Source organism: Occultella gossypii, assembly GCF_019947135.1.
Taxonomy (GTDB): domain Bacteria; phylum Actinomycetota; class Actinomycetes; order Actinomycetales; family Beutenbergiaceae; genus Occultella; species Occultella gossypii.
The window spans coordinates 269,319-289,995 of sequence record NZ_JAGSHT010000013.1; the positions used below are offsets into that span (position 1 = coordinate 269,319).

General features: G+C 72.6%; 18 protein-coding genes. 10 read left to right on the forward strand and 8 right to left on the reverse strand.

Annotated features, from left to right (window positions below):
* Positions 1-429, forward strand: a complete 429-nt coding sequence (locus KCQ71_RS27665; RefSeq protein ID WP_223407135.1) for a DUF4190 domain-containing protein — start codon at positions 1-3, stop codon at positions 427-429.
* A gap of 33 nt (positions 430-462) precedes the next feature.
* On the opposite strand, the gene KCQ71_RS14655 is transcribed toward KCQ71_RS27665, so the two are convergent.
* Complete coding sequence (locus KCQ71_RS14655; protein ID WP_223407137.1) at positions 463-1,338, reverse strand: LysR family transcriptional regulator; 876 nt, start codon at positions 1,336-1,338, stop codon at positions 463-465.
* A gap of 132 nt (positions 1,339-1,470) precedes the next feature.
* Here KCQ71_RS14655 and KCQ71_RS14660 point away from each other — a divergent pair, with 132 nt between their 5' ends.
* Together KCQ71_RS14660 and KCQ71_RS14665 are read left to right on the forward strand one after the other, a co-directional pair.
* The gene (locus KCQ71_RS14660; protein ID WP_223407139.1) at positions 1,471-2,181 is read left to right on the forward strand and encodes a hemerythrin domain-containing protein; all 711 of its coding nucleotides are present in this window, start codon (positions 1,471-1,473) and stop codon (positions 2,179-2,181) included.
* A gap of 15 nt (positions 2,182-2,196) precedes the next feature.
* A complete protein-coding gene (locus KCQ71_RS14665; RefSeq protein ID WP_223407141.1) occupies positions 2,197-2,886 on the forward strand; it encodes a hypothetical protein in 690 nt (229 codons plus the stop codon).
* A gap of 44 nt (positions 2,887-2,930) precedes the next feature.
* Here KCQ71_RS14665 and KCQ71_RS14670 read toward each other — a convergent pair whose 3' ends face one another.
* The 5 genes from KCQ71_RS14670 to KCQ71_RS14690 form a co-directional block, all read right to left on the reverse strand.
* Positions 2,931-3,584, reverse strand: coding sequence for a DUF1961 family protein (locus KCQ71_RS14670; RefSeq protein ID WP_223407143.1), 654 nt, complete (start codon positions 3,582-3,584; stop codon positions 2,931-2,933).
* A complete protein-coding gene (locus KCQ71_RS14675) occupies positions 3,581-5,074 on the reverse strand; it encodes a rhamnulokinase (RefSeq protein WP_223407145.1) in 1,494 nt (497 codons plus the stop codon). Before KCQ71_RS14675 ends, KCQ71_RS14670 begins: the two co-directional genes overlap by 4 nt.
* Entirely contained in the window at positions 5,074-7,110 is a 2,037-nt protein-coding gene (locus tag KCQ71_RS14680) for a bifunctional aldolase/short-chain dehydrogenase (RefSeq protein ID WP_223407147.1), read from the reverse strand. Before KCQ71_RS14680 ends, KCQ71_RS14675 begins: the two co-directional genes overlap by 1 nt.
* Before the next feature lie 94 nt (positions 7,111-7,204).
* Complete coding sequence (rhaI, locus tag KCQ71_RS14685) at positions 7,205-8,383, reverse strand: L-rhamnose isomerase (protein ID WP_223407149.1); 1,179 nt, start codon at positions 8,381-8,383, stop codon at positions 7,205-7,207.
* 316 nt (positions 8,384-8,699) lie between these two features.
* Entirely contained in the window at positions 8,700-10,430 is a 1,731-nt protein-coding gene (locus tag KCQ71_RS14690; protein WP_223407151.1) for an IlvD/Edd family dehydratase, read from the reverse strand.
* Positions 10,431-10,585: 155 nt separating this feature from the next.
* Here KCQ71_RS14690 and KCQ71_RS14695 point away from each other — a divergent pair, with 155 nt between their 5' ends.
* From KCQ71_RS14695 to KCQ71_RS14710, 4 genes are all read left to right on the forward strand, one after another.
* A complete protein-coding gene (locus KCQ71_RS14695) occupies positions 10,586-11,593 on the forward strand; it encodes a zinc-dependent alcohol dehydrogenase (protein WP_223407153.1) in 1,008 nt (335 codons plus the stop codon).
* Positions 11,594-11,717: 124 nt separating this feature from the next.
* Positions 11,718-12,761 carry a LacI family DNA-binding transcriptional regulator gene (locus KCQ71_RS14700; protein WP_223407155.1) on the forward strand — a complete coding sequence of 348 codons (1,044 nt, stop codon included), beginning with the start codon at positions 11,718-11,720 and terminating at the stop codon, positions 12,759-12,761.
* A 55-nt stretch (positions 12,762-12,816) separates the two neighbouring features.
* Entirely contained in the window at positions 12,817-13,158 is a 342-nt protein-coding gene (locus KCQ71_RS14705) for a hypothetical protein (protein ID WP_223407157.1), read from the forward strand.
* A 43-nt stretch (positions 13,159-13,201) separates the two neighbouring features.
* Complete coding sequence (locus KCQ71_RS14710; protein ID WP_223407159.1) at positions 13,202-14,491, forward strand: polysaccharide pyruvyl transferase family protein; 1,290 nt, start codon at positions 13,202-13,204, stop codon at positions 14,489-14,491.
* Here KCQ71_RS14710 and KCQ71_RS14715 read toward each other — a convergent pair.
* On the reverse strand, positions 14,484-15,752 hold the full coding sequence (locus KCQ71_RS14715) for an alpha-hydroxy acid oxidase (RefSeq protein WP_223407161.1): 1,269 nt from the start codon (positions 15,750-15,752) through the stop codon (positions 14,484-14,486). The genes KCQ71_RS14710 and KCQ71_RS14715 overlap by 8 nt on opposite strands.
* A gap of 296 nt (positions 15,753-16,048) precedes the next feature.
* Between KCQ71_RS14715 and KCQ71_RS27670 the strand changes: the two genes are divergently transcribed.
* Both KCQ71_RS27670 and KCQ71_RS14725 read left to right on the forward strand, forming a co-directional pair.
* Positions 16,049-16,909 (forward strand): MurR/RpiR family transcriptional regulator, encoded by an 861-nt coding sequence (locus KCQ71_RS27670; RefSeq protein ID WP_223407162.1) that lies wholly within the window; start codon positions 16,049-16,051, stop codon positions 16,907-16,909.
* A gap of 3 nt (positions 16,910-16,912) precedes the next feature.
* The gene (locus tag KCQ71_RS14725) at positions 16,913-18,094 is read left to right on the forward strand and encodes a serine hydrolase domain-containing protein (protein WP_223407165.1); all 1,182 of its coding nucleotides are present in this window, start codon (positions 16,913-16,915) and stop codon (positions 18,092-18,094) included.
* On the opposite strand, the gene murQ is transcribed toward KCQ71_RS14725, so the two are convergent.
* Positions 18,085-19,014 (reverse strand): N-acetylmuramic acid 6-phosphate etherase, encoded by a 930-nt coding sequence (murQ, locus tag KCQ71_RS14730; protein WP_223407167.1) that lies wholly within the window; start codon positions 19,012-19,014, stop codon positions 18,085-18,087. The genes KCQ71_RS14725 and murQ overlap by 10 nt on opposite strands.
* Positions 19,015-19,127: 113 nt before the next feature.
* Here murQ and KCQ71_RS14735 point away from each other — a divergent pair, with 113 nt between their 5' ends.
* On the forward strand, positions 19,128-20,672 hold the full coding sequence (locus KCQ71_RS14735; protein ID WP_223407169.1) for a glycoside hydrolase family 3 N-terminal domain-containing protein: 1,545 nt from the start codon (positions 19,128-19,130) through the stop codon (positions 20,670-20,672).
* Positions 20,673-20,677 lie beyond the last annotated feature (5 nt).

Sequence of the window (20,677 nt, forward strand, 5' to 3'; positions counted from 1 at the left end):
GTGTCCGTCGGCGCCGGTTTCACGGCCCTCGCGCCGGTGCGCGCGCCCGGGCCCGAGGTGCCCGCGCCCGCGCAGGCGGGCGAGACCGTGCGCCCCTGGCAGGCAACCGCGCAGTACGGCGTCTCCCCGTTCGTGAACAGTTACACCCGCCCGCTGCCCTCCTATGCCGAGACGTTCTCCGGCCCGGGTTACTTCACGCCGCCGCCGAAGTCGTCCGTGTGGGCCACGCTCGCCCTGGTGTTCGCCCTGCTCGGCGTGGTGCTGTCGGTGCCCGCGCTGCTCGCGATCGTTTTCGGACACATCGGTGTGGTGCAGACCAGGAACAACCTCATGCGCGGTCGCGGCCTGGCCATGGCGGCACTCGTGCTCGGATACGTGGTGGTCGGCTTCTGGGCGCTGCTCCTGACCGCGATCTGGCTGTCCGGCTGACAGACGGCGGGCGTTTCATGACCGCTTCCGGCCTCACCCGGCCGCGGTCAGTCCCACCCGGAGCCGCCCGAGCAGAAGGTCCGCGGCGGGGGTCCGCAGGGTCGGGTGGCTGATCAGGCCGACCGACACGCTCAGCTCGGCACCATCGGCACCAGTGATCACGGACCCGGGCCGAGGGGCGAGGCTGGCCGGGATGACGAGGGCGCCCATGCCCTGGGCGAACAGGTCCGTGGCGAGGCTGGGGGTGGAGACCTCGACGGCGATATCGAGTCGCGCCCCGGCGCTGCGAGCCGCCGCCTCAAGGACTCCGCGCGCACCGACGGCCGCGTCGAGCAGGATCAGCGGCACCTTCGCCAGTTCCGTGACCGGCACCGGTCCGGCGGCACGATCCAGGCCGACCACGGTCAGCGGATCGCTCAGCAGCTCCACCCAGGCCGGCCCGCCCACCTCGGCGGCGCCTGCCCGCACCACGACCGCCAGGTCCAGGGCGGAGTCTGACACCGCGCGATGCAGGTCCTGTGCCGACGCGGACGAGACGACGAGTTCGATGCCTGGGAACTCCGCCGCGAAGTCCGCGAGGAGCTGCGCGAGTTCGGGGAGGTCAGCGCCGGTCAACAGTCCCAGCCGCACCCGGCCCCGGCGCACCCCCGCGACATCGTCGACGACCTGACGCAGCGCCGAGAGGGCAGCGAGGGCGGTGCGGGCAGCGGGGAGCGCCACCGTGCCGGCCGGCGCCAGCCGGACTCGACGGCTGGTCCGGATGAACACGGGCTGTCCGAGCTCCGCCTCAAGCTCCTTGATCCGGGCACTGATCGTCGACTGCGCGACGCGGATCCGGTCGGCCGCCGCACTGAAGGACTCCTCCTCCGCGACGGCGACGAACGCCTCGAGCTTCGCCTCATCCATCATGAAGCCCGATCCTAGCGATCGAATCCATCGGTTTGTCCGATCTCCTGGTTGCGTCGCAGACTGGTTCGCACCAACCGCGGCCCTCGCCGCACGGCACGAACAGTGGAGGAAGAAGTGACGAACGTCCGCCCGATGCCCACCGAGCCCGTCGCCGCCGGTGACCCCGCCGACCCGTTCACGATGACGCTGTTCCACTCGGCCCTGCGCCGGGACCTGGCCCGAGCCCGGCTGCTGCTGGACGATCCCGGGCTGTCCGTGCGGCGACGCCGGCGCCTCGGGCGGCACCTGCAGTGGGTGATGGCCCAGCTCCGGTGGCACCACGAGGGCGAGGACCACAGTCTGTGGCCGGTGCTGCTGGAGCGTGACCCGGCCAGTCGCGTGGTCCTCGACGCCATGGAGGCCGAGCACGAGTCCCTCGACGGGCCGCTGCTCGCGCTCGAGGCGGCCGCCCGTGGCCTGGTCGCGGACCGGGCCACCCCCGCTGACGCCCTCACGGCCCTCGACGAACTGGAGGGTCCGTTGCTCGCGCACCTGACGCACGAGGAGCAGGAGGGCCTGGAGATCGTGCGCCGGCTGCTCAGCCACCGCGAGTGGCAGGCGTTCGAGAAGCGCGCCTGGATCGACGGGTACACCGGGGCGGACACGCTTCGGTTCCTGCGGTGGATCGCCGACGGCGTCCGGTGGCGCCCGGACCTCGTCCGCCGGTTCGGGGTACCCGCCGCCCTCTACTGGCCGGTCCTGAAGCCGCTGTCCCGCAGCGCCCGCTGCCCCGGGCTCACGGTCTGGTCCGGTACTCCGGCGGCCCGCATCCCGAGTGCGGCAGGATCGCTGTCACCGCTGTGATCTAGACTCCCGCTCATGGGGGGTCAGTGGGCTGACCGAGTCGCGATCCGGGTCGTGCTCGACCGTGTGGCCGAGCCGCCCGAGGCCATCGCCGGCTGCACCGAGGCTTTCGTGCGCGCGTTCGAGGCCCGGCGCGGACGCACCGACTGGGAGGTCATCGACGGCCCAGCCTGGACCGGGTCGGCGGCCGAGCTCACGGAGGTCGTTCGCAGCCGCCCTTCGACCGCCGCCACCGGCGAGGCCGACCCGAGCGACGGGTACGGCTACAGCCTGTATCGACGCCTCGGACCCCGCGCCGCGATGTCCGTCGGCGTGGACGTCGGAGGCAGGTTCATCGGGCGACGGCTGCCGAGTCAGAACGTGCGCGCCAACGTCATCAACCCACCGGGTGTCCCAGTCGAGCCCGGGTTGGCCGACGCACTGCTGGAGTCGTTGATCGAGGCCTGGCGGCCGCTGTTCGCCAACCTGAGTACCTACGACATCAACGTGCTCCGCAGGCGGGGGCAGTGGAAGATCCCGGCCGGCTACCGGGTGTGGCTGCGCGACGGCACGGTGTCCCTGACCGAGGTCGCGGACGGCATCACGCTGCACCCGTTCGCAGGCGGCACGATGATCCGCGTCCCCGACCACTGGGCTCCCGAGGAAATCGCTGCGCGGCTGGTCGAGACCTACGAGCGCAACGGCGTCGACGTCGTCCCGCACTGACCCGCACCGCCCGGCTCGGGCGTGGCCGGCAGCGCTCGGCAGGGTCAGATCGGCTCGATCCTCAGGTTCGCGTACTCGGCCACCATCGGTGCCATCTGCCGGAACCCGATCCGGCCCGGCCCCAGCGGCGGGCCGCCCACCGACCCGTCGTCGAGCCACCGGAAGGACTCGACGTCGTTGATCGAGAACGTCACCGCGCTGCGGGAGAGGGTGAGCCGGATCCGGTAGGGCCCGCGGGCGTCCGGCACGTCCGGCAGCGGGTCGGCGCCGGCCGCCACCAGGTGGAACCCGTGGGACTTGCGCAGGTTGCACGTGTGCAGGGCCCGCTCGTCCTCCCACCGGCGCCGGAAGTAGGACACGTGATAGGCGTCCAGGCTGCCGTGGTGGTACTGCTCGTACTCGCCGGTCCGGGCCGGCAGCGCCGGGTCGAACAGGTCGCGCCCGTCGTGACCCGTGGCGGCGAAGAACAGGATGCACAGGCCCGGCTCGTGGACCGGCCAGAAGTCCCAGCTGATCGCGACGCCGTCGGGCGCCTCGACCGGGCACCAGAACACGACGTTCGCGGCCTGCCCCTGCGCCGGGTCCCGGGTGGACTCCAGGCGCAGCCGGCCCTGCGGAAACGTCACCGCACCGTCACCCTCGAGGACCCAGCCGGCCACGTCGCCGGGCCCGGCGAGTGGGTTGCGGTAGCAGCTCACACCCGGTCCGCCGGGACGCCGTGCACGCGTTCCTCGGCCACCGCCCAGGCCTCCCGCTCGGCCGGGTCGGGTTCGTAGCGGGTCAGCGCCAGCCCGCGGGCAGCCACGGCGCGCAGGGCCGCGAGGTCACCGGACAGGGCGCCGACGGCTCGGGCCTGGACGAGCACGTTGCCGATCGCCGTGCTCTCGTCCGGCCCGGCGATCACGGGCAGCCCGGTGGCGTCCGCGGCGGCCTGGCACAGCAGTGCGTTCCGGGATCCGCCGCCGACGATGTGCAGCACCCGCACCGGGTGCCTGGACAGCTCGGTGGCCTCCCGGACGGCCCGCCGGTAGGCGACGGTGAGGGAGTCCAGGATGCATCGGGTCACCTCGGCCGGGGTGGCCGGCACCGGCTGAATGCTCGCGCGGGCCTGCGCGGCGATCCGCGTGGGCATGTCCCCCGGGGGCAGGAAGTCGGGGTGGTCCACGTCCACGAGCGTGCGTCGCGCCGGGACCCGCGCCGCCACCTCGAGCAGGGTGGTGATGTCGGTGCCGGGCTCCGCGGCCTCGCGCCAGGTGCGCTGGGACTCCTGCAGCAGCCACAGCCCCATCACGTTGCGCAGGTACCGCACGGTCCCGTCGACGCCGAGCTCGTTCGTGAAGTTCGCGGCGCGGGAGGCCTCGGTGAGCACCGGTTCGGTCAGCTCGACCCCGACCAGGGACCAGGTGCCGCAGGAGACGTAGGCGAAGTCGGCGCCGGTGGCGGGGATGCCCGCCACCGCCGAGGCGGTGTCGTGGGACCCGACGGCGATCACGGGCACCTCGCCGAGTCCGGTCACCTCGCGCACGGACTCGCTCAGGGTGCCGATCACCTGCCCGGGCTCGACGACGTCGGGCAGCAGGCCGGCGGGTACGCCGATCCGCCCCAGCAGGTCGGTGGACCAGGTCCGGGTGCGCTGGTCGAGCAGCGCCGTGGTGGAGGCGTTCGTGAGTTCGCTGACGGCCACACCAGTGAGCAGGTACGCGAGCAGGTCCGGGATCAGCAGGGCACGCTGGACGCCCTCGAGCCCGCCGGCGGCCCGCTCGGCCGCGAGCTGGTAGATGGTGTTGAACGGCAGGTGCTGCATCCCTGCGATCCGGTACAGCTCTTCCGGGTCGACGGCGGAGTGTACGTCGGAGATGACCGGCGCCGTCCGCTCGTCGCGGTAGGCGACGGGCTCGGCGACCAGCGCACCGTCGGCGCCGATCAGACCGTAGTCCACGGCCCAGCTGTCGATGCCGATCCCGGCGAGCGGGCCGCGCCGCCCCGCGGCGCGCAGCCCCTGCACGACCTCACCGAAGAGAGCGGTGAGGTCCCAGCGCAACGTGCCTGCGCCGTCGGGCACTGCTCCGTTCGCGAACCGGGCCACCTCCTCGAGCACGAGGCGCGGCTCGCCGTCGACCTCGGCCACCTCGGCGCGGATCACCCGCCCCGAGGAGGCCCCCAGGTCGACGGCGGCGAACGCGGTCATCAGCGCAGGAACGCGGCCGCGACCCCGGAGTCGACCGGGATGTGCAGGCCCGTGGTCTGGCTCAGGTCGCCGCCGGCGAGCGCGAACACCGCGGCGGCCACGTGCTCGGGCAGGACCTCGCGCTTGAGCAGGGTGCGCTGGGCGTAGTACGCGCCGAGCTCGGACTCCTCCACGCCGTACACGGCGGCCCGCTTGGCGCCCCACCCGCCGGCGAAGATGCCGCTGCCGCGCACCACGCCGTCGGGGTTGATGCCGTTGACCCGCACGCCGTGCTCACCGAGCTCGGCCGCGAGCAGGCGCACCTGGTGGGCCTGGTCCGCCTTGGTGGCGGAGTAGGCGATGTTGTTCGGGCCGGCGAACAGGGAGTTCTTGCTCGCGATGTAGACGATGTCGCCGCCGAGCTTCTGGGCGATCAGCGCGCGGGCGGCCTCGCGGGCCACCAGGAAGGAACCGCGGGCCATCACGTCGTGCTGCAGGTCCCAGTCCTTGACCGTGGTCTCCAGCAGCGGCTTGGAGATGGACAGGCCGGCGTTGTTGACCACCAGGTCCACGCCGCCGAACGCGAGCGCGGCGGCGTCGATGAGGGCGGCGACCTGCTCCTCGCTGGTGACGTCGCACTGCACGGCCACGGCCACGTCGGGCCCGCCGAGCTCGGCGGCGACGGCCTGCGCGCCCTCGAGGTTGAGGTCGGCGATGACGACGCACGCCCCCTCGGCGGCGAGCCGCTCGGCGATCGCCCTGCCGATGCCGGAGCCGGCGCCGGTGACCAGGGCCACCCGGGTGGCGAGCGGCTTCGGCTTGGGCATCCGGGCGAGCTTGGCCTCCTCGAGGGCCCAGTATTCGATCCGGAACTTCTCGGACTCCTCGATCGGGGCGTAGGTGGACAGCGCCTCGGCGCCGCGCATCACGTTGATCGCGTTGACGTAGAACTCGCCGGCCACGCGCGCGGTCTGCTTGTTCTTGCCGAAGGAGAACATGCCGACGCCGGGCACGAGCACGATCGCCGGGTCGGCGCCGCGCATGGCGGGGCTCTCGGGCGTGGCGTGCCGGTCGTAGTAGGCGGCGTAGTCGGCGCGATAGGCCTCGTGCAGCTCGGCGAGGCGGGCGAGCACGTCCTGCACCGGGGCGGCCGCGGGCAGGTCCACCACGAGCGGCTTGACCTTGGTGCGCAGGAAGTGGTCCGGGCAGGAGGTGCCAAGGGCCGCGAGCGGGCCGAGCTTCTCGCTGGCCAGGAAGTCCAGGACCTCGGGGGAGTCGGTGAAGTGGCCCACCTGGGGCGCGTCCGCGGAGGCGATGCCACGGATCGCCGGGGCGAGCGCGGCGGCCTTCGCGCGGCGCTCCGCCTCGGGCAGTGCCTCGTAGCCGGGCACGACGGCGCCGAACGGGTCCGCCTTGCCGTGGGAGGCGATGTAGGCCTCGGCGGTGGCGATGATCTCCAGGGAGTTCGCCTCGGCCTGCTCGGAGGTGTCCCCCCAGGCGGTGATGCCGTGGCCACCGAGGATGCAGCCGATCGCCTGCGGGTTGGCTTCCTTGATGGCCGCGATGTCCAGGCCGAGCTGGAAGCCGGGGCGGCGCCACGGGACCCAGACCACCCGCTCGCCGAAGATCGTGGAGGTGAGCTGCTCGCCGTCGGCGGCGGTGGCGATAGCGATGCCGGAGTCGGGGTGCAGGTGGTCCACGTGCGCGGAGTCGACGAGCCCGTGCATCGCGGTGTCGATGCTCGGGGCGGCGCCGCCCTTGCCGTGCAGGCAGTAGTCGAACGCGGCGACCATCTCGTCCTCGCGGTCCACGCCGGGGTACACGCCGGTCAGGGCGCGCAGCCGGTCCAGGCGCAGCACGGCCAGGCCGGACTCCTTCAGGGTGCCGAGGTCGCCGCCGGAGCCCTTCACCCAGCACAGCTCCACGGACTCCCCGGTGACCGGGTCGATCTCGGTGCCCTTGGCGGAGGTGTTCCCGCCGGCGTAGTTGGTGTTGCGCGGGTCGGCACCGAGGCGGTTGGACCGGGCGATGAGGTCGGCGACAGCCGGGTTCGTCATGGAAGAGCCTTCACTCTCGAGGGTGGTGGGAGTCGGGTTCGGGCACGAAGCGGGCGTGGCGCGAGCTCGGTCCGGGCGTCGGCGTGGGAGCGGGTCAGGCGCCCCAGCCGGCCTGGGTGCCGCCGACGCGCTCGGCGATGATCTTCTCGCCGTACCCGGACGCGCGGTGGGCCGCGATCGGGTCGGCGGCCAGGCCCTGCTCCTCGCGAACCTGCGCGAGAAGTGGCCGGACGTCGGTGTTGTAGGCGTCCATGAGCAGGCCGTTCGCGCCGAGCACGTCACCGCTGGTCTGCGCGGCCTTGAGGGCCTCCCGGTCCACCAGCAGCGCCTTCGCGGTGGCCTCCTGGACGTTCATGACGGAACGGATCTGCGCCTGGATCTTCGGCTCGATGTTGTGGCACTGGTCGAGCATGAAGTTCACGCCGGACTCCGCCCGGAGCGCGTCCGCGCCGACGATCTCGTTCATGATCCGGAACAGCTGGAACGGGTCCGCGGCGCCGACCATGAGGTCGTCGTCGGCGTAGAAGCGGGAGTTGAAGTCGAACGCGCCGAGCCGCCCGAGGCGGATCAGCTGGGCGACGATGAACTCGATGTTCGTGTTCGGGGCGTGGTGGCCGGTGTCCAGCACCACGGTGGCCCGCTCCCCCAGCGCGAGGCAGTGCACCAGCGAGGTGCCCCAGTCCGGGATGTCCATCGTGTAGAAGTACGGCTCGAAGAACTTGTACTCCAGGAGCAGCCGGTGGTTGTCGTCGAGCGCTGCATAGATCTCGGCGAGCCCGTCGGCGAGCCGGTCCTGGCGGGCCCGGATGTCGTCCTGCCCCGGGTAGTTCGTGCCGTCCGGCAGCCACAGCTTCAGGTCCGTGGAGCCGGTCGCGCGCATCACGTCGATGCAGTCGAGGTGGTGCTTGACCGCCTTCGCCCGCACCTTGGCGTCGGGGTGGGTGAGCGAGCCGAGCATGTAGTCGTCGTCCTGGAACAGGTTCGAGTTGATCGCCCCGATGCTCACGCCGAGGTCGCGGGCGTGTGCGGCGAGCGCGTCGTAGTCGTCGACCAGGTCCCACGGGATGTGGAGCGAGACGCGCGGCGCGGCGCCGGTGTAGGCGTGCACCTGCGCGACGTCGGCGATCTTCTCGTACGGGTCGCGCGGCACACCGGCCTGGTTGAACACCTTGAACCGGGTGCCCGAGTTCCCGAACGCCCAGGACGGCAGTTCGATGGTCTGGGCGGCGAGTGCGTCGCGCACCCCGTTGGCGGCGGTGGCCGGCGTGGTCATGTTGTGCTCCAAGTCTGGTTTGGTGGGACGGCGATCAGCCTTCGGCTCTGAAACGATTCACCGTCAGTGTTCAGACTAGAAGCGCCCGACGGCGGGTGTCAAGCGATCGCTCGACGCCCGCCTCGGGCGTGGGCCGGGCCGGGCCGGGCAGTCGGGCGCGGTCGGCCGAGTCCGCCAAGCCCGCCTCGAATCAGTCGTGAACGTCCGGCTGATTCGAAGGCTCGGCGACTGAATCGGCACTGCGCTCGGCGGCACTCAGGCCGGGGTGCGGTAGCCGATCGCGCGGCTCAGCCCGATCCCGCCCAACGGCGGCAGGTCAGTGCGACTCGCGGCTCACCTCGCTGCCGCTGGCGCCGACCAGGATATCCAGGTCCGCACCGGAGTCGGCCTGCAGCACGTGGTCGACGTAGAGACGTTCCCAGCCGCGGGTGGGTGCCGCGAACCCGGCCAGGGTCGCCTCGTTCGGGGTACGTGCCGCGAGCTCGTCGGCGGGCACGTCCAGGTCGAGGCGCCGGCCGGCGACATCGAGCACGATCATGTCCCCGGTCCGGACCAGCGCCAGCGGGCCGCCGGCCGCGGCCTCGGGCGAGACGTGGAGCACCACGGTGCCGTACGCCGTGCCGCTCATCCGGCCGTCGCAGATGCGCACCATGTCCCGCACGCCCTGCTCCACCAGCCGCTTCGGCATCGGCATGTTCGCGACCTCGGGCATGCCCGGGTAGCCCTTCGGTCCGCAGCCACGCAGCACCAGCACGCTGGTGGCGTCCACCTCGAGGTCCGGGTCGTCGATGCGCTCGTGGAAGTCCTCGATGGAGTCGAACACGACCGCCTTCCCACGGTGCTGCAGCAGCTCGGGCGTCGCGGCGGCGGGCTTGATGATCGCGCCCGCCGGGGCGAGGTTGCCGCGCAGCACGGCGATGCCGGCCTCGCCCTGGACCGGGGCGTCGCGGACGCGGATCACCTCGGGATCCCAGATCGGGGCGTCACCGAGGTGGTCCACGAGCGGGGTCCCGTCGACCGTGAGCGCACTCGGGTCGAGCAGGTCGCGCACCTGCGCGAGCACGGCGTGCAGCCCGCCGGCCCGGTAGAGGTCGTCCATCAGGAACCGCCCGGCCGGCTGCAGGTCCACGAGCAGCGGCACCCGGGAGCCGATCCGGTCGAAGTCGTCGAGGGTCAGGTCGATGCCGAGGCGGCCCGCGATCGCGAGCAGGTGGACGACGGCGTTCGTGGAGCCACCGATGGCGGCGAGCGTGACGATGGCGTTGTGGAAGGACGCCTTCGTCAGCACGTCGGCGGGCCCGCGGTCGGCCGCGACCATCTCGACGACGAGTTTGCCGGTCGCGTGGGAGCCCTCGAGCAGGCGGCTGTCCGGGGCCGGGGTGCCGGCCAGGCCGGGCAGCACCATGCCGAGCGCCTCGGCGAGCAGCCCCATCGTGGACGCGGTGCCCATCGTGTTGCAGTGCCCGCGGGAGCGGATCATCGCCGACTCCGAGCGCGTGAACTGCTCCGCCGGGAGCGTGCCGGCCCGGACCTCCTCGGACAGGCGCCACACGTCGGTGCCGCAGCCGAGCGCCTGACCCGCGAACGTGCCGGTGAGCATCGGCCCACCGGGCACCACCACGGCGGGCAGGCCCACCGAGGCCGCGCCCATGAGCAGCGCCGGGATGGTCTTGTCGCAGCCGCCGAGCAGCACCACGCCGTCGATCGGGTTGCCGCGGATCATCTCCTCGATGCTCATCGCGGCCATGTTCCGCCAGAGCATCGCGGTGGGCCGCAGCTGCGTCTCGCCGAGGGACACCACCGGCATGTTCAGCGGGACCCCGCCGGCCTCGAGCACGCCGTCCCGCACGCTCGCGGCGACCTCGTTCAGGTGCGAGTTGCAGGGCGCCAGGTCCGAGGCCGTGTTCGCGATGGCGATGTGCGGCTTGCGGCCCTCGAACGCGTCCGCGGGGACGCCGCGGCGCATCCAGGCCCGGTGGATGTAGGCATCCCGCCCCTGCCCGGCGTACCACTGCTGGCTGCGCAACTCACGGCTCTGTTCGACCACGCTGACTCCTCTGCTCCGGCGCTGCGCCCCTAGGCTGGGTCCGCACGCGCACCTGCCCCTCCACCTGCGAGGAACGATTCGACGATGACTCCGTTGGCCGCCAGCCTAGTCAGCCCGGGACGCCCCGAGGCACGGGCGCACCGGCCCGCCCCAGCATGAGGGCGGTGGTGCTGACCGGGCCGCACACGGCGGAGGTCGCGGACGTCCCGGCGCCGCGGCCCGGCCCCGGGCAGGTGGTCGTCGACGTGAGCCGGGTCGGCGTCTGCGGCACCGATGTCGAGCTGTTCACCGGCGAGATGAGCTATCTCCACGACGGCCAGGCCGGCTACCCGCTGCGGCCCGGCCACGAGTGGTGCGGCACCGTCAGCGCCGTGGGCGACGGCGTCGAGGAGGCCTGGGTGGGCCGGCGCACCACGGGCGACACCATGCTCGGCTGCGGCCACTGCCGCCGCTGCCTGGCCGGGAGGCACCACGTGTGCGCCGACCGGTATGAGATCGGCATCCGCGGCGGTTGGCACGGTGCGCTCGCCGAGCAGCTCCTGGTGCCCGCCTCCTCCCTGCACGCCCTGCCGGACACCCTGGACGACACCGCCGGGGCGATGGTCGAACCGGGCGGCAACGCTGTGCGCGCCGTGCGGGCGGCGAACGTGGGGGACGGCGACCAGGTGCTCGTGGCCGGGCCCGGCACCATCGGACTGCTCGCGGCGCTGTTCGCCGAGGCCGCCGGCGCACGGGCGCACCTGCTCGGGCCGGACGAGCAGTCCCTGGAGTTCGCCCGCTCGCTCGGCCTGACGCACGCCTGGACCGAGGCGACGCTGCCCGACCAACCGTGGGACGCCGTCGTCGATGCGTCCACGGGAGCGGGCGTGCCGGCCCGCGCCGTCGACCTCGTCGAACCCGCCGGCCGGGTCGTCTACATCGGGATCGCGCCGATCCCGACCCTGCTCGACAGCCGCTCGCTCGTGTTCGCCGACATCACCGCGGTGGGCATCCTCGGGGCGTCCGCGGGCCTGGCGGGCGCGATCGAGGCCTATGCGCAAGGGTCGGTGGATCCGCGCCCGTTGGTGGCGGCCACCGTCCCCCTCACGCAGGCCGTGGCGGTACTCGCCGGCGAGCGGCCGGGCGGGCACGGCCCGAAGGTCCATATCGATCCGCGACGGTGAGTTCTGTCGGGTGAGGCGCTGGCGGCGCCATGAATCGTTACACTCAGACGCGGGCAGGGCTGCCGCGGTCACGAGTGACGCCGGGGCGCTCGACCCGACTGAGCTCAGATCAACGAGGAGAACGATGGCGGCGACCCAGGCTGGCACTGGCCGGAACGGCAGGCGTCCGAGCGTCACGGACGTGGCCCGGCTCGCAGGCGTGTCCGTGGGCACCGTGTCGAACGTGCTGAACCGGCCGGAGAACGTGGCCCCGCCGACCAGGGCCAGGGTCGAGGCGGCGATCAAGGAACTGTCGTTCGTGCGTAACGCGTCCGCCCGGCAGTTGCGCAGCGGTGAGCTGAACACCGTCGGCGCGGTGGTGCTGGACATCGCGAACCCGTTCTTCACCGAGATGGCCCGCGGGATCGAGGACCGGCTCGCCCAGGACGAGTACACGCTGATGCTGTGCAGCTCGGACGAGAACCCCGAGCGCGAGGGCCGCTATCTGCGCCTGTTCGAGGAGCACGGTGTGCGCGGGGTGATCGCGACACCCTCCGAGGGCAGCCTGGACATGCTCCTTGCGATGCGCGAGCGGGGCATCGACGTGGTCCTGCTCGACCACACCTCTCCCCTTCCCGACCTGCCGTCGGTCGCCGTCGACGACGTCGGCGGCGGCGCCCTCGCTACCGAGCATCTGCTCGCCCAGGGCCACACCCGGCTGGCGTTCCTGAACGGCCCGTTGACGTTGCGCCAGTGCGTGGACCGTCGTGACGGCGTGATGCAGACCCTCACCGCCCACGGCCTGGACCCGGCCACCTCGCTCGTGGAGATCCCGCTCGAGGCCCTGAACGCCGACGGCGGCGACGACGGCATGCGCCGGCTCCTCGCCGCCGACGGCCCCACCCCGACCGCCACGTTCTGCGTCAACGACGTCACCGCGCTCGGGGCGCTGCGGGCCCTGCGGGACCTGGAGGTCTCCGTGCCGGGCGAGATGGCCGTGGTCGGCTACGACGACGTCATGTTCGCGAACATGCTCGCCACGCCGCTCACCTCGGTGCGCCAGCCGATGTACAAGATGGGGTGGACCGCCGCGGACATGCTGCTGCGCCGCGGCTCGGAGGACCTGGCCGCGGAGCAGGTCGAGTTCGAGCCGGAGCTCGTGGTCCGGGCCTCGAGCGTGCCCGCCTGAGTCACCCGCACCCCGCGCCGGTGACGGTGCCGAACGCGGCTGGCATCATCGGGTGATGCACGCTCAGCGCCGCATCCCGCTCGCCGTCGCCGCCCTCACCCTCGCCCTGACGGCCGCGGCCTGCTCCGGTCCCGGTGGGCCGCCGGACCGGGACCCGGACGTCACCGGAACGGTCGGGAGCGAGGGGACCACTCTCGTCCTGGCGGCGCCCTCCGATCCCTACTACGAGGGCATGGACCTCCTGCGCGGCGACCCGGGCGTCCTCCGTGGCGACCAGCCGATCGAGGCCGCGGAGCTGGTGGACGGAGAGGACGTCGAGGTCTGGATCGAGGGTGGGTGTGCCGAGTCCTTCCCGGTGCAGTGCCAGGTCGTCACCGTGCGCGCCATCGGCGAGTAGACGGCCTTTCCGGCCTTCGATCCGCACCCGCTATGCTGCCTGCATGACTGGTGATGCAACGATGCTTCAAGACCTCCCTGCCGAGGCGAGAGGAGCCGGCACGATCCTGCTCCGGTCCTCCTGGCAGACCATCAACATCGGGGACGTGGCCCACACGCCGGGCGCGATCACGGCGCTGCTCGGCGCCGGCGCGGGCCGGATCATCCTGTGGCCCGGCGGCCTGGACGACCGGGAGCACGCCATGCTCGCCGGCCGGTTCCCGGATCTCGAATTCGCCTATGGCGACATCGGCCCCGACGGCCGCCCGGACACCCCCGAACTCGCGCGCGCCTTCGACGAGGCGGACCTCTTCATCCACGGGAGCGCCGCCGGAATGGGCTCGGGCCCGGGCCTGCGGGCCTGGCAGTCCTCCGGCAAGCCGTACGGGTTCTTCGGCATCACGTTCGACCCGCTCGGCAACTTCATGCCGTTCCAGCTTCCCGATGCCCGCCGGGTGGTCGGCGGGATCGCCCCCGGCCACCTGGGCGACGAATCTCGCGAGATCCTCGACGGTGCGGCGTTCGTGTTCTGCCGGGACACGATCTCGCTGGACTACCTGCGGGGGCAGGGCGTGCGCGCCGAGATCCTCGAGCCGGGTCCGGACGCGACGTTCGCGTTCGACATCCGCGACGAGGCCGGCGCCGATGCCGTGCTCGCCGACCATGACCTGGAGCCCGGCTTCCTCGTCGCTGTGCCCAGGCTGCGCTACACGCCGTACGCGCACATCCGGAACCTGCCGGTCACCGCCACCGACCTGACCAAGGACGCCGTGAACGAGGCGTTCACCCCGCGCGACCTGGGCGTCCTGACCGAGACCATCGCCTGGTGGGTCCGGACCACCGGCCGGAAGGTGCTCGTCGCGCCCGAGATGAGCTACGCCGTCGCCCTCATCGCCGACTACTGGCCGGCCACCCTGCCGCAGGACGTGCGCGCGAAGGTCGCGATCATCGACGAGTTCTGGGACCTGCCCACGGCGACCGCCACGTACGCGCGAGCCGCCGCCGTCGTCAGCATCGAGTGCCACTCCCCCATCCTGGCCACAACGGTGGGCGTGCCAGGCACCTACCTGCGCCAGCCGACCGACACGGTCAAGGGAGCCATGTACGCGGACCTGGGTGGGTCGAACATGGTCAACGAGATCGACGACGGCGCAGCCGGGGTCATCGAGCGGCTCGCCCGGGTGGTCGCCGACCCGGGCGCGGCGCGCGGCGCCGCCGAGGGCGTGCACGCCGAGGCACTGCGCCGGCTGGCCCGCATGGGCCGGGCGGCGGTGGCCGCGAGCCGGGTCAGCTGACCGGGCGCTCGCTCTCGGCGCGGGCCGCCCGCCGCAGGGGTGCGAGCCGGCTCAGCTGGGTCACGTGCTGCGGCCCGAGCTCGTCGAGCGAGGCGACCCCGAGCAGGCGCATGGTCCGGGTGATCTCCGCGGTGAGGATGGCGATCATCCGGTCCACGCCGTCGCGTCCCCCGGCCATCAGGCCGTACAGGTAGGCACGGCCGACGAGCGTGAAGTCGGCGCCGAGGGCGATCGCGGCGACGACATCCGCGCCGCTCATGATGCCGGTGTCCAGCACGATCTCGAGGTCGTTCCCGAGCTCGCGGGCCACCTCGGGCAGCAGGTGGAACGGGATCGGGGCCCGGTCGAGCTGGCGGCCGCCGTGATTGGACAGCACGATCCCGTCCACGCCGAGGTCCGCGACCCGCTTGGCGTCCTCGAGGGTCTGGATCCCCTTGACCACGACCTTGCCGGGCCACTGGTCGGAGACCCAGCGCAGGTCGTCGAAGTCCACGGTCGGGTCGAACATCGTGTTCAGCAGGTCCGCGACGGTCCCGGACCAGCGGTCGAGGGACGCGAACGCGAGCGGCTCGGTGGTGAGGAAGTCGATCCACCACTGCGGACGCGGGAGCGCGTTGAGCACGGTCTTCGGGGTGAGGGAGGGCGGGATCGTCATGCCGTTGCGGGTGTCCCGCAGCCGGGCGCCGGCGACGGGCACGTCGACGGTGACCAGGAGGGTGTCGAAGCCTGCCTTCGCGGCCCGGTCCACCAGGGCCATCGACCGGTCCCGGTCCTTCCACATGTACAGCTGGAACCAGTTCCGCCCACCGGGGTTGGCGGCGGCGACGTCCTCGATGGAGGCGGTGCCCATGGTCGACAGCGAGAACGGGATCCCGGCGGCGCCGGCGGCACCGGCGCCCGCGATCTCGCCCTCGGTCTGCATCATCCGGGTGAACCCGGTGGGGGCGATCCCGAACGGCAGCGCCACCGGGCCGCCGAGCACGGTCGCCGAGGTGTCCACCGCGGAGACGTCCCGCAGGATCGCCGGGTGGAACTCGATGTCCTCGAACGCCTGGCGGGCGCGGCTCAGGGACAGTTCCTTCTCGGCGGCGCCCTCGGTGTAGTCGAACGCGGCCTTCGGGGTGCGCCGCTTGGCGATCGTGCGCAGGTCCTCGACGTTGAGGGCGGCGGCGAGGCGTCGCTTGCGACCGTTCAGTTCCGGTGCCTTGAACTGCATCAGCGGCGCGAGGTCGCGCACCTTCGGGACTCGACGCTGAACCATCGGGGGGAACTCTCCAGTCTCTTCACGCGGGGGCGGCCGTCCGCCTGCCCCCGCGATGGTAGCGGACACGACACTCGATTGTATCGTTTCAGAGGCGCTGGCTGCACGATGAGGTGACCCCATTGTCGGTCGGGACGTGGGTCCCGCCGCGCTGCGGTGCCTCCCGCGGTCCGGCCGTCGGTCCCGCCGCAAACGAGCACCCGGATCGGTTCGGCGTCGGTAAAGTGTTTCCGGTCGGGGCAGGCGCGGTGGATCGCTGCCCGACCACGGTCTAGCAACGTCGTCGAAGGGCCCGCGTGAGCATCCAGTCCCAGATCCAGGCGAAGCGCGACACGCTCGCCCCGTCGATGCGCCGCGTGGCCGATGCGATCCTGGCCGACCCGAGCCTCGTCCTGGAGGAGACGATCTCCGAGCTGGCACGTAAGTGCGCCACATCGGAGACCACGATCGTCCGCTTCTGCCGGACGCTCGGCCTGGCCGGATACGTCCAGCTCCGGCTCGCCCTGGCCACCGAGGTCGGCCGCGAGGGTGCCCGGCGGTCCCCCGCGGCGACCTACGGTTCGGACATCTCCGCCGGCAGCACACTGGAGGAGGTCGTGGCGAGCATCGGCTTCACCGAGAACCTCGGCATCGAGGAGACCATCAACAGCCTGGACATCGCCGAGCTCGGCCGGGTGGTGGACGCCATCGACGCCGCGGCCCGGATCTCGGTCTACGGCGTCAGCGCGAGCGGCTGGAGCGCCGCCGACCTGCACCGCAAGCTGTTCCGGATCGGCCGGGTGGCCTACTCGTTCGCGGACGGGCACGACGCCGTCACCTCGCTCGGCCTGATGGGTGCCGGCGACGTCGCGGTCGGGTTCTCCCACCGGGGCACGACGGCGGAGGTGGTGCGGTTCCTCGAGGCCGCCCGGGAACGGGGGGTGACCGCGGTGGCGATCACGAACGCCGCCGACTCTCCCGTCGCCGCAGCGGCCGACCTCGTACTCCGGACGGCGGTCCGGGAGTCACCGTTCCGCTCCGGAGCGATGGCCTCCCGTACCGCGCAGTTGCTGATCGTGGACTGCATCTTCGTCGCGGTCGCCCAGCGCCGGATGACCGAGACGGTCGACGCCCTGCGCGACACCCACGACGCCGTCGCCCAGTTCCGGGACAACTGAGCGATGTCACGCGATTCCGTGTCGAGCCCCGCCGAGCAGCGGGACGCCGGACTCGAGCCCGCCCGGACTGCTGCCCTGCAGGGGCTGCTGGACTCGGCCACCCGCAACGCCGCCGCCGGCCCGGCCCCGGTCGGAGCAGCCGAGCCCGTTCCGGGCACCGCCGGGGCCGAAGCGCTGATCGCCCACCGCGGGCGGGTGATCGCCCGCGCCCGGGCGGGGTACGCCACGCTGTTCGCGGCCGACGGCGCACTACTCCCGACGCAGGAACGGCGCCCGCTGCCCCCGGAGCCGGTGTTCGACATCGCGTCCCTGACGAAGATCCTGACCACGGTCACCGCCCTGATCCAGGTGGACGCCGGCGTCCTCGACCTCGACCGACCGGTGGCCGATCACCTCCCCGAGTTCGCCGTCGACCGCACCCACGAGCGGATCAGCCCCCGGCAGCTGCTCACCCATACGTCCGGCCTGCCGCCGGTGCTGCGCCTGTGGGAGGTGCCCGGCACCCGTGCGGACCGTGCCCAGCACGTCCTGCGCACGGAACTGTGCTCCGAACCCGGCTCGGCCCACGCGTACTCCTGCGTGGGCTTCATGGTGCTCGGCCTGCTCCTCGAGCACCTCACCGGGCGAGGGTTGCCCAGCCTCCTGACGGACACCGTCACCGGGCCGCTGGCGATGACGAGCACCGGCTACGACCCCACCAGCGCGGGCGACCGGGTGGTGCCGACCGAGTACCAGTCCGTCCCCGACCGCGGCCTCGTGTGCGGCACCGTCCATGACGAGGCCGCCTGGAGCCTGGGTGGCTCCGGGAACGCCGGGGTGTTCAGCACCGGGCCGGACCTGGTCCGGTTCGCCGCTGCCCTCGGCGCCGACGGGCCGGGGCTGCTCAGCGAGGACTCGCTGACGCTGCTGCGTCGGGACGTGCTCCCTGCGTCCGAACGGGACCGGGTCGGGTACGGGCAGGCGCTCGGCATGCGCCTCGGGGACGCCACGTTCATGGGCACCGGTGACCCGGCCGTGATCGGGCACACCGGGTTCACCGGCGCCTCGCTGGTGATCGACACCGAGGCGGACCTGGCCGTCGTGCTGCTGACCAACCGCGTGCACCCGGTCCGGACCGCGTTCGATGCCGGGCCGCTACGTCGCGCGGTGACCGGACTGGCCCGGGAGCACGTCGCTCAGGCCTGAGCGTCCAGGACCCCGCCGAGCCGGCCGCCGGCCTCGGCGAGCAGCCGTTCTGCCGCGGCCCGGTCCAGGCCGCGCGCCACCATGATCGCGGCGACCGGGACCCGCTGACCGGAATCGGTCAGGGCCTGCGCGGCGACTCGGGGGTCCGCGCCCGTGATGGTCGCGACCAGGCGCTCGGCCCGTGCCCGGAGCTTGACGTTGCTGACGGACAGATCGACCATCAGGTTCCCGTAGGTCTTGCCGAGCCTGATCATCACGCCGGTCGAGATCATGTTCAGGACCTGCTTCGTGGCGGAGCCCGCCTTCAGCCGGGTGGATCCGGCGAGCACCTCCGGGCCCACCTCGACCTCGATCGGCAGGTCCACGGCGGACCCGAGCTCGGAGGCGGTGTTGCAGGCCAGGCCGACGGTCAGGGCGCCGGCGGCGCGCGCCGCCCGAACCGCGCCGAGCACGAACGGGGTGCGCCCGCTGGCGGCGATCCCGACGACCGTGTCGGTCGCGGTGACCCCGAGGCCGGCGATCTCCTGGGCGCCGAGCTCGGCAGAGTCCTCCGCACCTTCGACGGACTCGAACATGGCACCGCGCCCGCCTGCGATCACGCCCAGGACCTGGCCCGGATCCGTGTGGAACGTGGGCGGACACTCCGAGGCGTCCACCACTCCCAGCCGCCCCGAGGTGCCGGCACCGAGGTAGATCAGCCGCCCACCCGACTCCATCCGGGCCGCGGCGGCCTCCACGGCGGCAGCGACCTGCGGCAGCACGGCCCGCACCGCGAGCGGCACCCCGGCCTCGGCCTCGTTCATCGCCCGCAGGGCGTCCAGCGTCGGGATCGCGTCGAGCCGTCGGTACCGCTCGTCGATCCGCTCGGTCTCGAGCAGGTCGGTCCGATCGCCCGTCACCGGTTGGGGGTCAGCCACCATGTACCTCTTCTTCCTGAATCAAACGAATTCAAGTAAACCAGCAGTTGCGCCTCGATGAAAATGATTGACGCCTTCTACTTGAAGTACGCCAATAATTGACCCACGATGGGCACATGCGTCACCACCGCGGCTCCGACCGCTCGCTCGAGTCCCTGGCCCATTCCGTTCTGTGGCCCGGCTTCACCGGAACGCGGGCACCCGACTGGTTGCTGCGCGCACGCGATGCCGGAGCGCCGGGGGCGCTGCTGTTCGCGCACAACATCGACCCCGATGACGCGGACCAGCTGTCCCGCCTCGTCGGCGAGCTGGATGGCACGCGCGGCAGCCTCGTCGGAGCCGACGAGGAGGGTGGCCTTGTGACCCGGCTGCACGCCCGGGACGGGTCCCCGAGCCCTGGCCATGCGGTACTGGGTCGCCACGACGTGATTGCGGACACCGAGACCGTCGCCGAGCAGATCGGTGCCGAACTCGCGCGCCACGGCATCGCCATCGATCTGGCGCCCGTCGCCGATGTGAACAACAACCCGGCGAACCCCGTCATCGGCAGCCGCTCGTTCGGAGCCGATCCCGAGCTGGTGGCGCGGCACGCCGCCGCCTACGTGCGCGGACTGCAGCGTGCGGGCACCGCGGCCTGCGCGAAGCACTTCCCCGGCCACGGCGATACCACCACCGACTCCCATCTCGCCGTCAGCAGGATGGAGGTGAGCGCCGACGAGCTCGAGGAGATCCACCTCGCCCCGTTCCGGGCCGCGATCGAGGCCGGCGTCCGGTCCGTGCTGACGGCGCACATCATCGTGCCCGTCCTCGGCCCGGAACCCGCGACCGTGAACCCCCGAGCGTTGTCGATGCTGCGCGGGATGGGCTTCGACGGGCTGATCATCTCCGATGCCGTCGAGATGGAGGCCATCGCGAGCACACTCGGGATCGGGCCGGGTGCGGTCGCGGCGCTCGCCGCCGGCGTGGACCTCGTCTGTCTCGGCAATCAGGGCGCGGACCCGCGCACGCCCGAGAACCCGCGCCCGGACGAGTCCGCCTACCGGACCGTGCACACCGCCGTCGTCGACGCGCTCCGCTCGGGATCGCTGCGCGCGGAGCGCCTCGAAGAGGCGGCCGAGCGGATCGCCGCCCTGCGTACCTGGGTCACCGCCCACCGCACGGGTGGGAGCCCGGACCTGGCATCGACCACCTCGACACCGGACACCCCGACCGCCGCACGGAACGCCCCGACCACCACCGCGGTACGGGTGGCCGCGCACGCCTGCGACGTCCGCGGCGACGTCCGGCTCCGCGCGGGCGTGCCGGTCACCGTGATCGACGCCCGGGTGCTGCGCAACCGCGCCGCCGGGCGGGAGGCCGACCTGGTGGGTCGGGCGCTGGCCGCGCGCCGGGCGATCAGCCACCACCGGTTCGACGGCGATGACACCGCCGAACTGCTGCGCGCGGACCCGCAGGGCGAGGTCGTGCTGGTGGTCGACCAGCCGCACATCGCCGCCGCGGAGCGCCACGCGCTCACCGACGTGCTGGCCTGGCACCCGGACACCGTGGTGGTCCGCCTGGGCTGGCCCGGAGACCTCGGCGTGGACCTGCCCCGGCTGGTCACCACGCACGGCTCGAGCGCCGTCAGCGCGTCCGCCGTGGCCGACCTCCTGCTGGGGTGAGACCG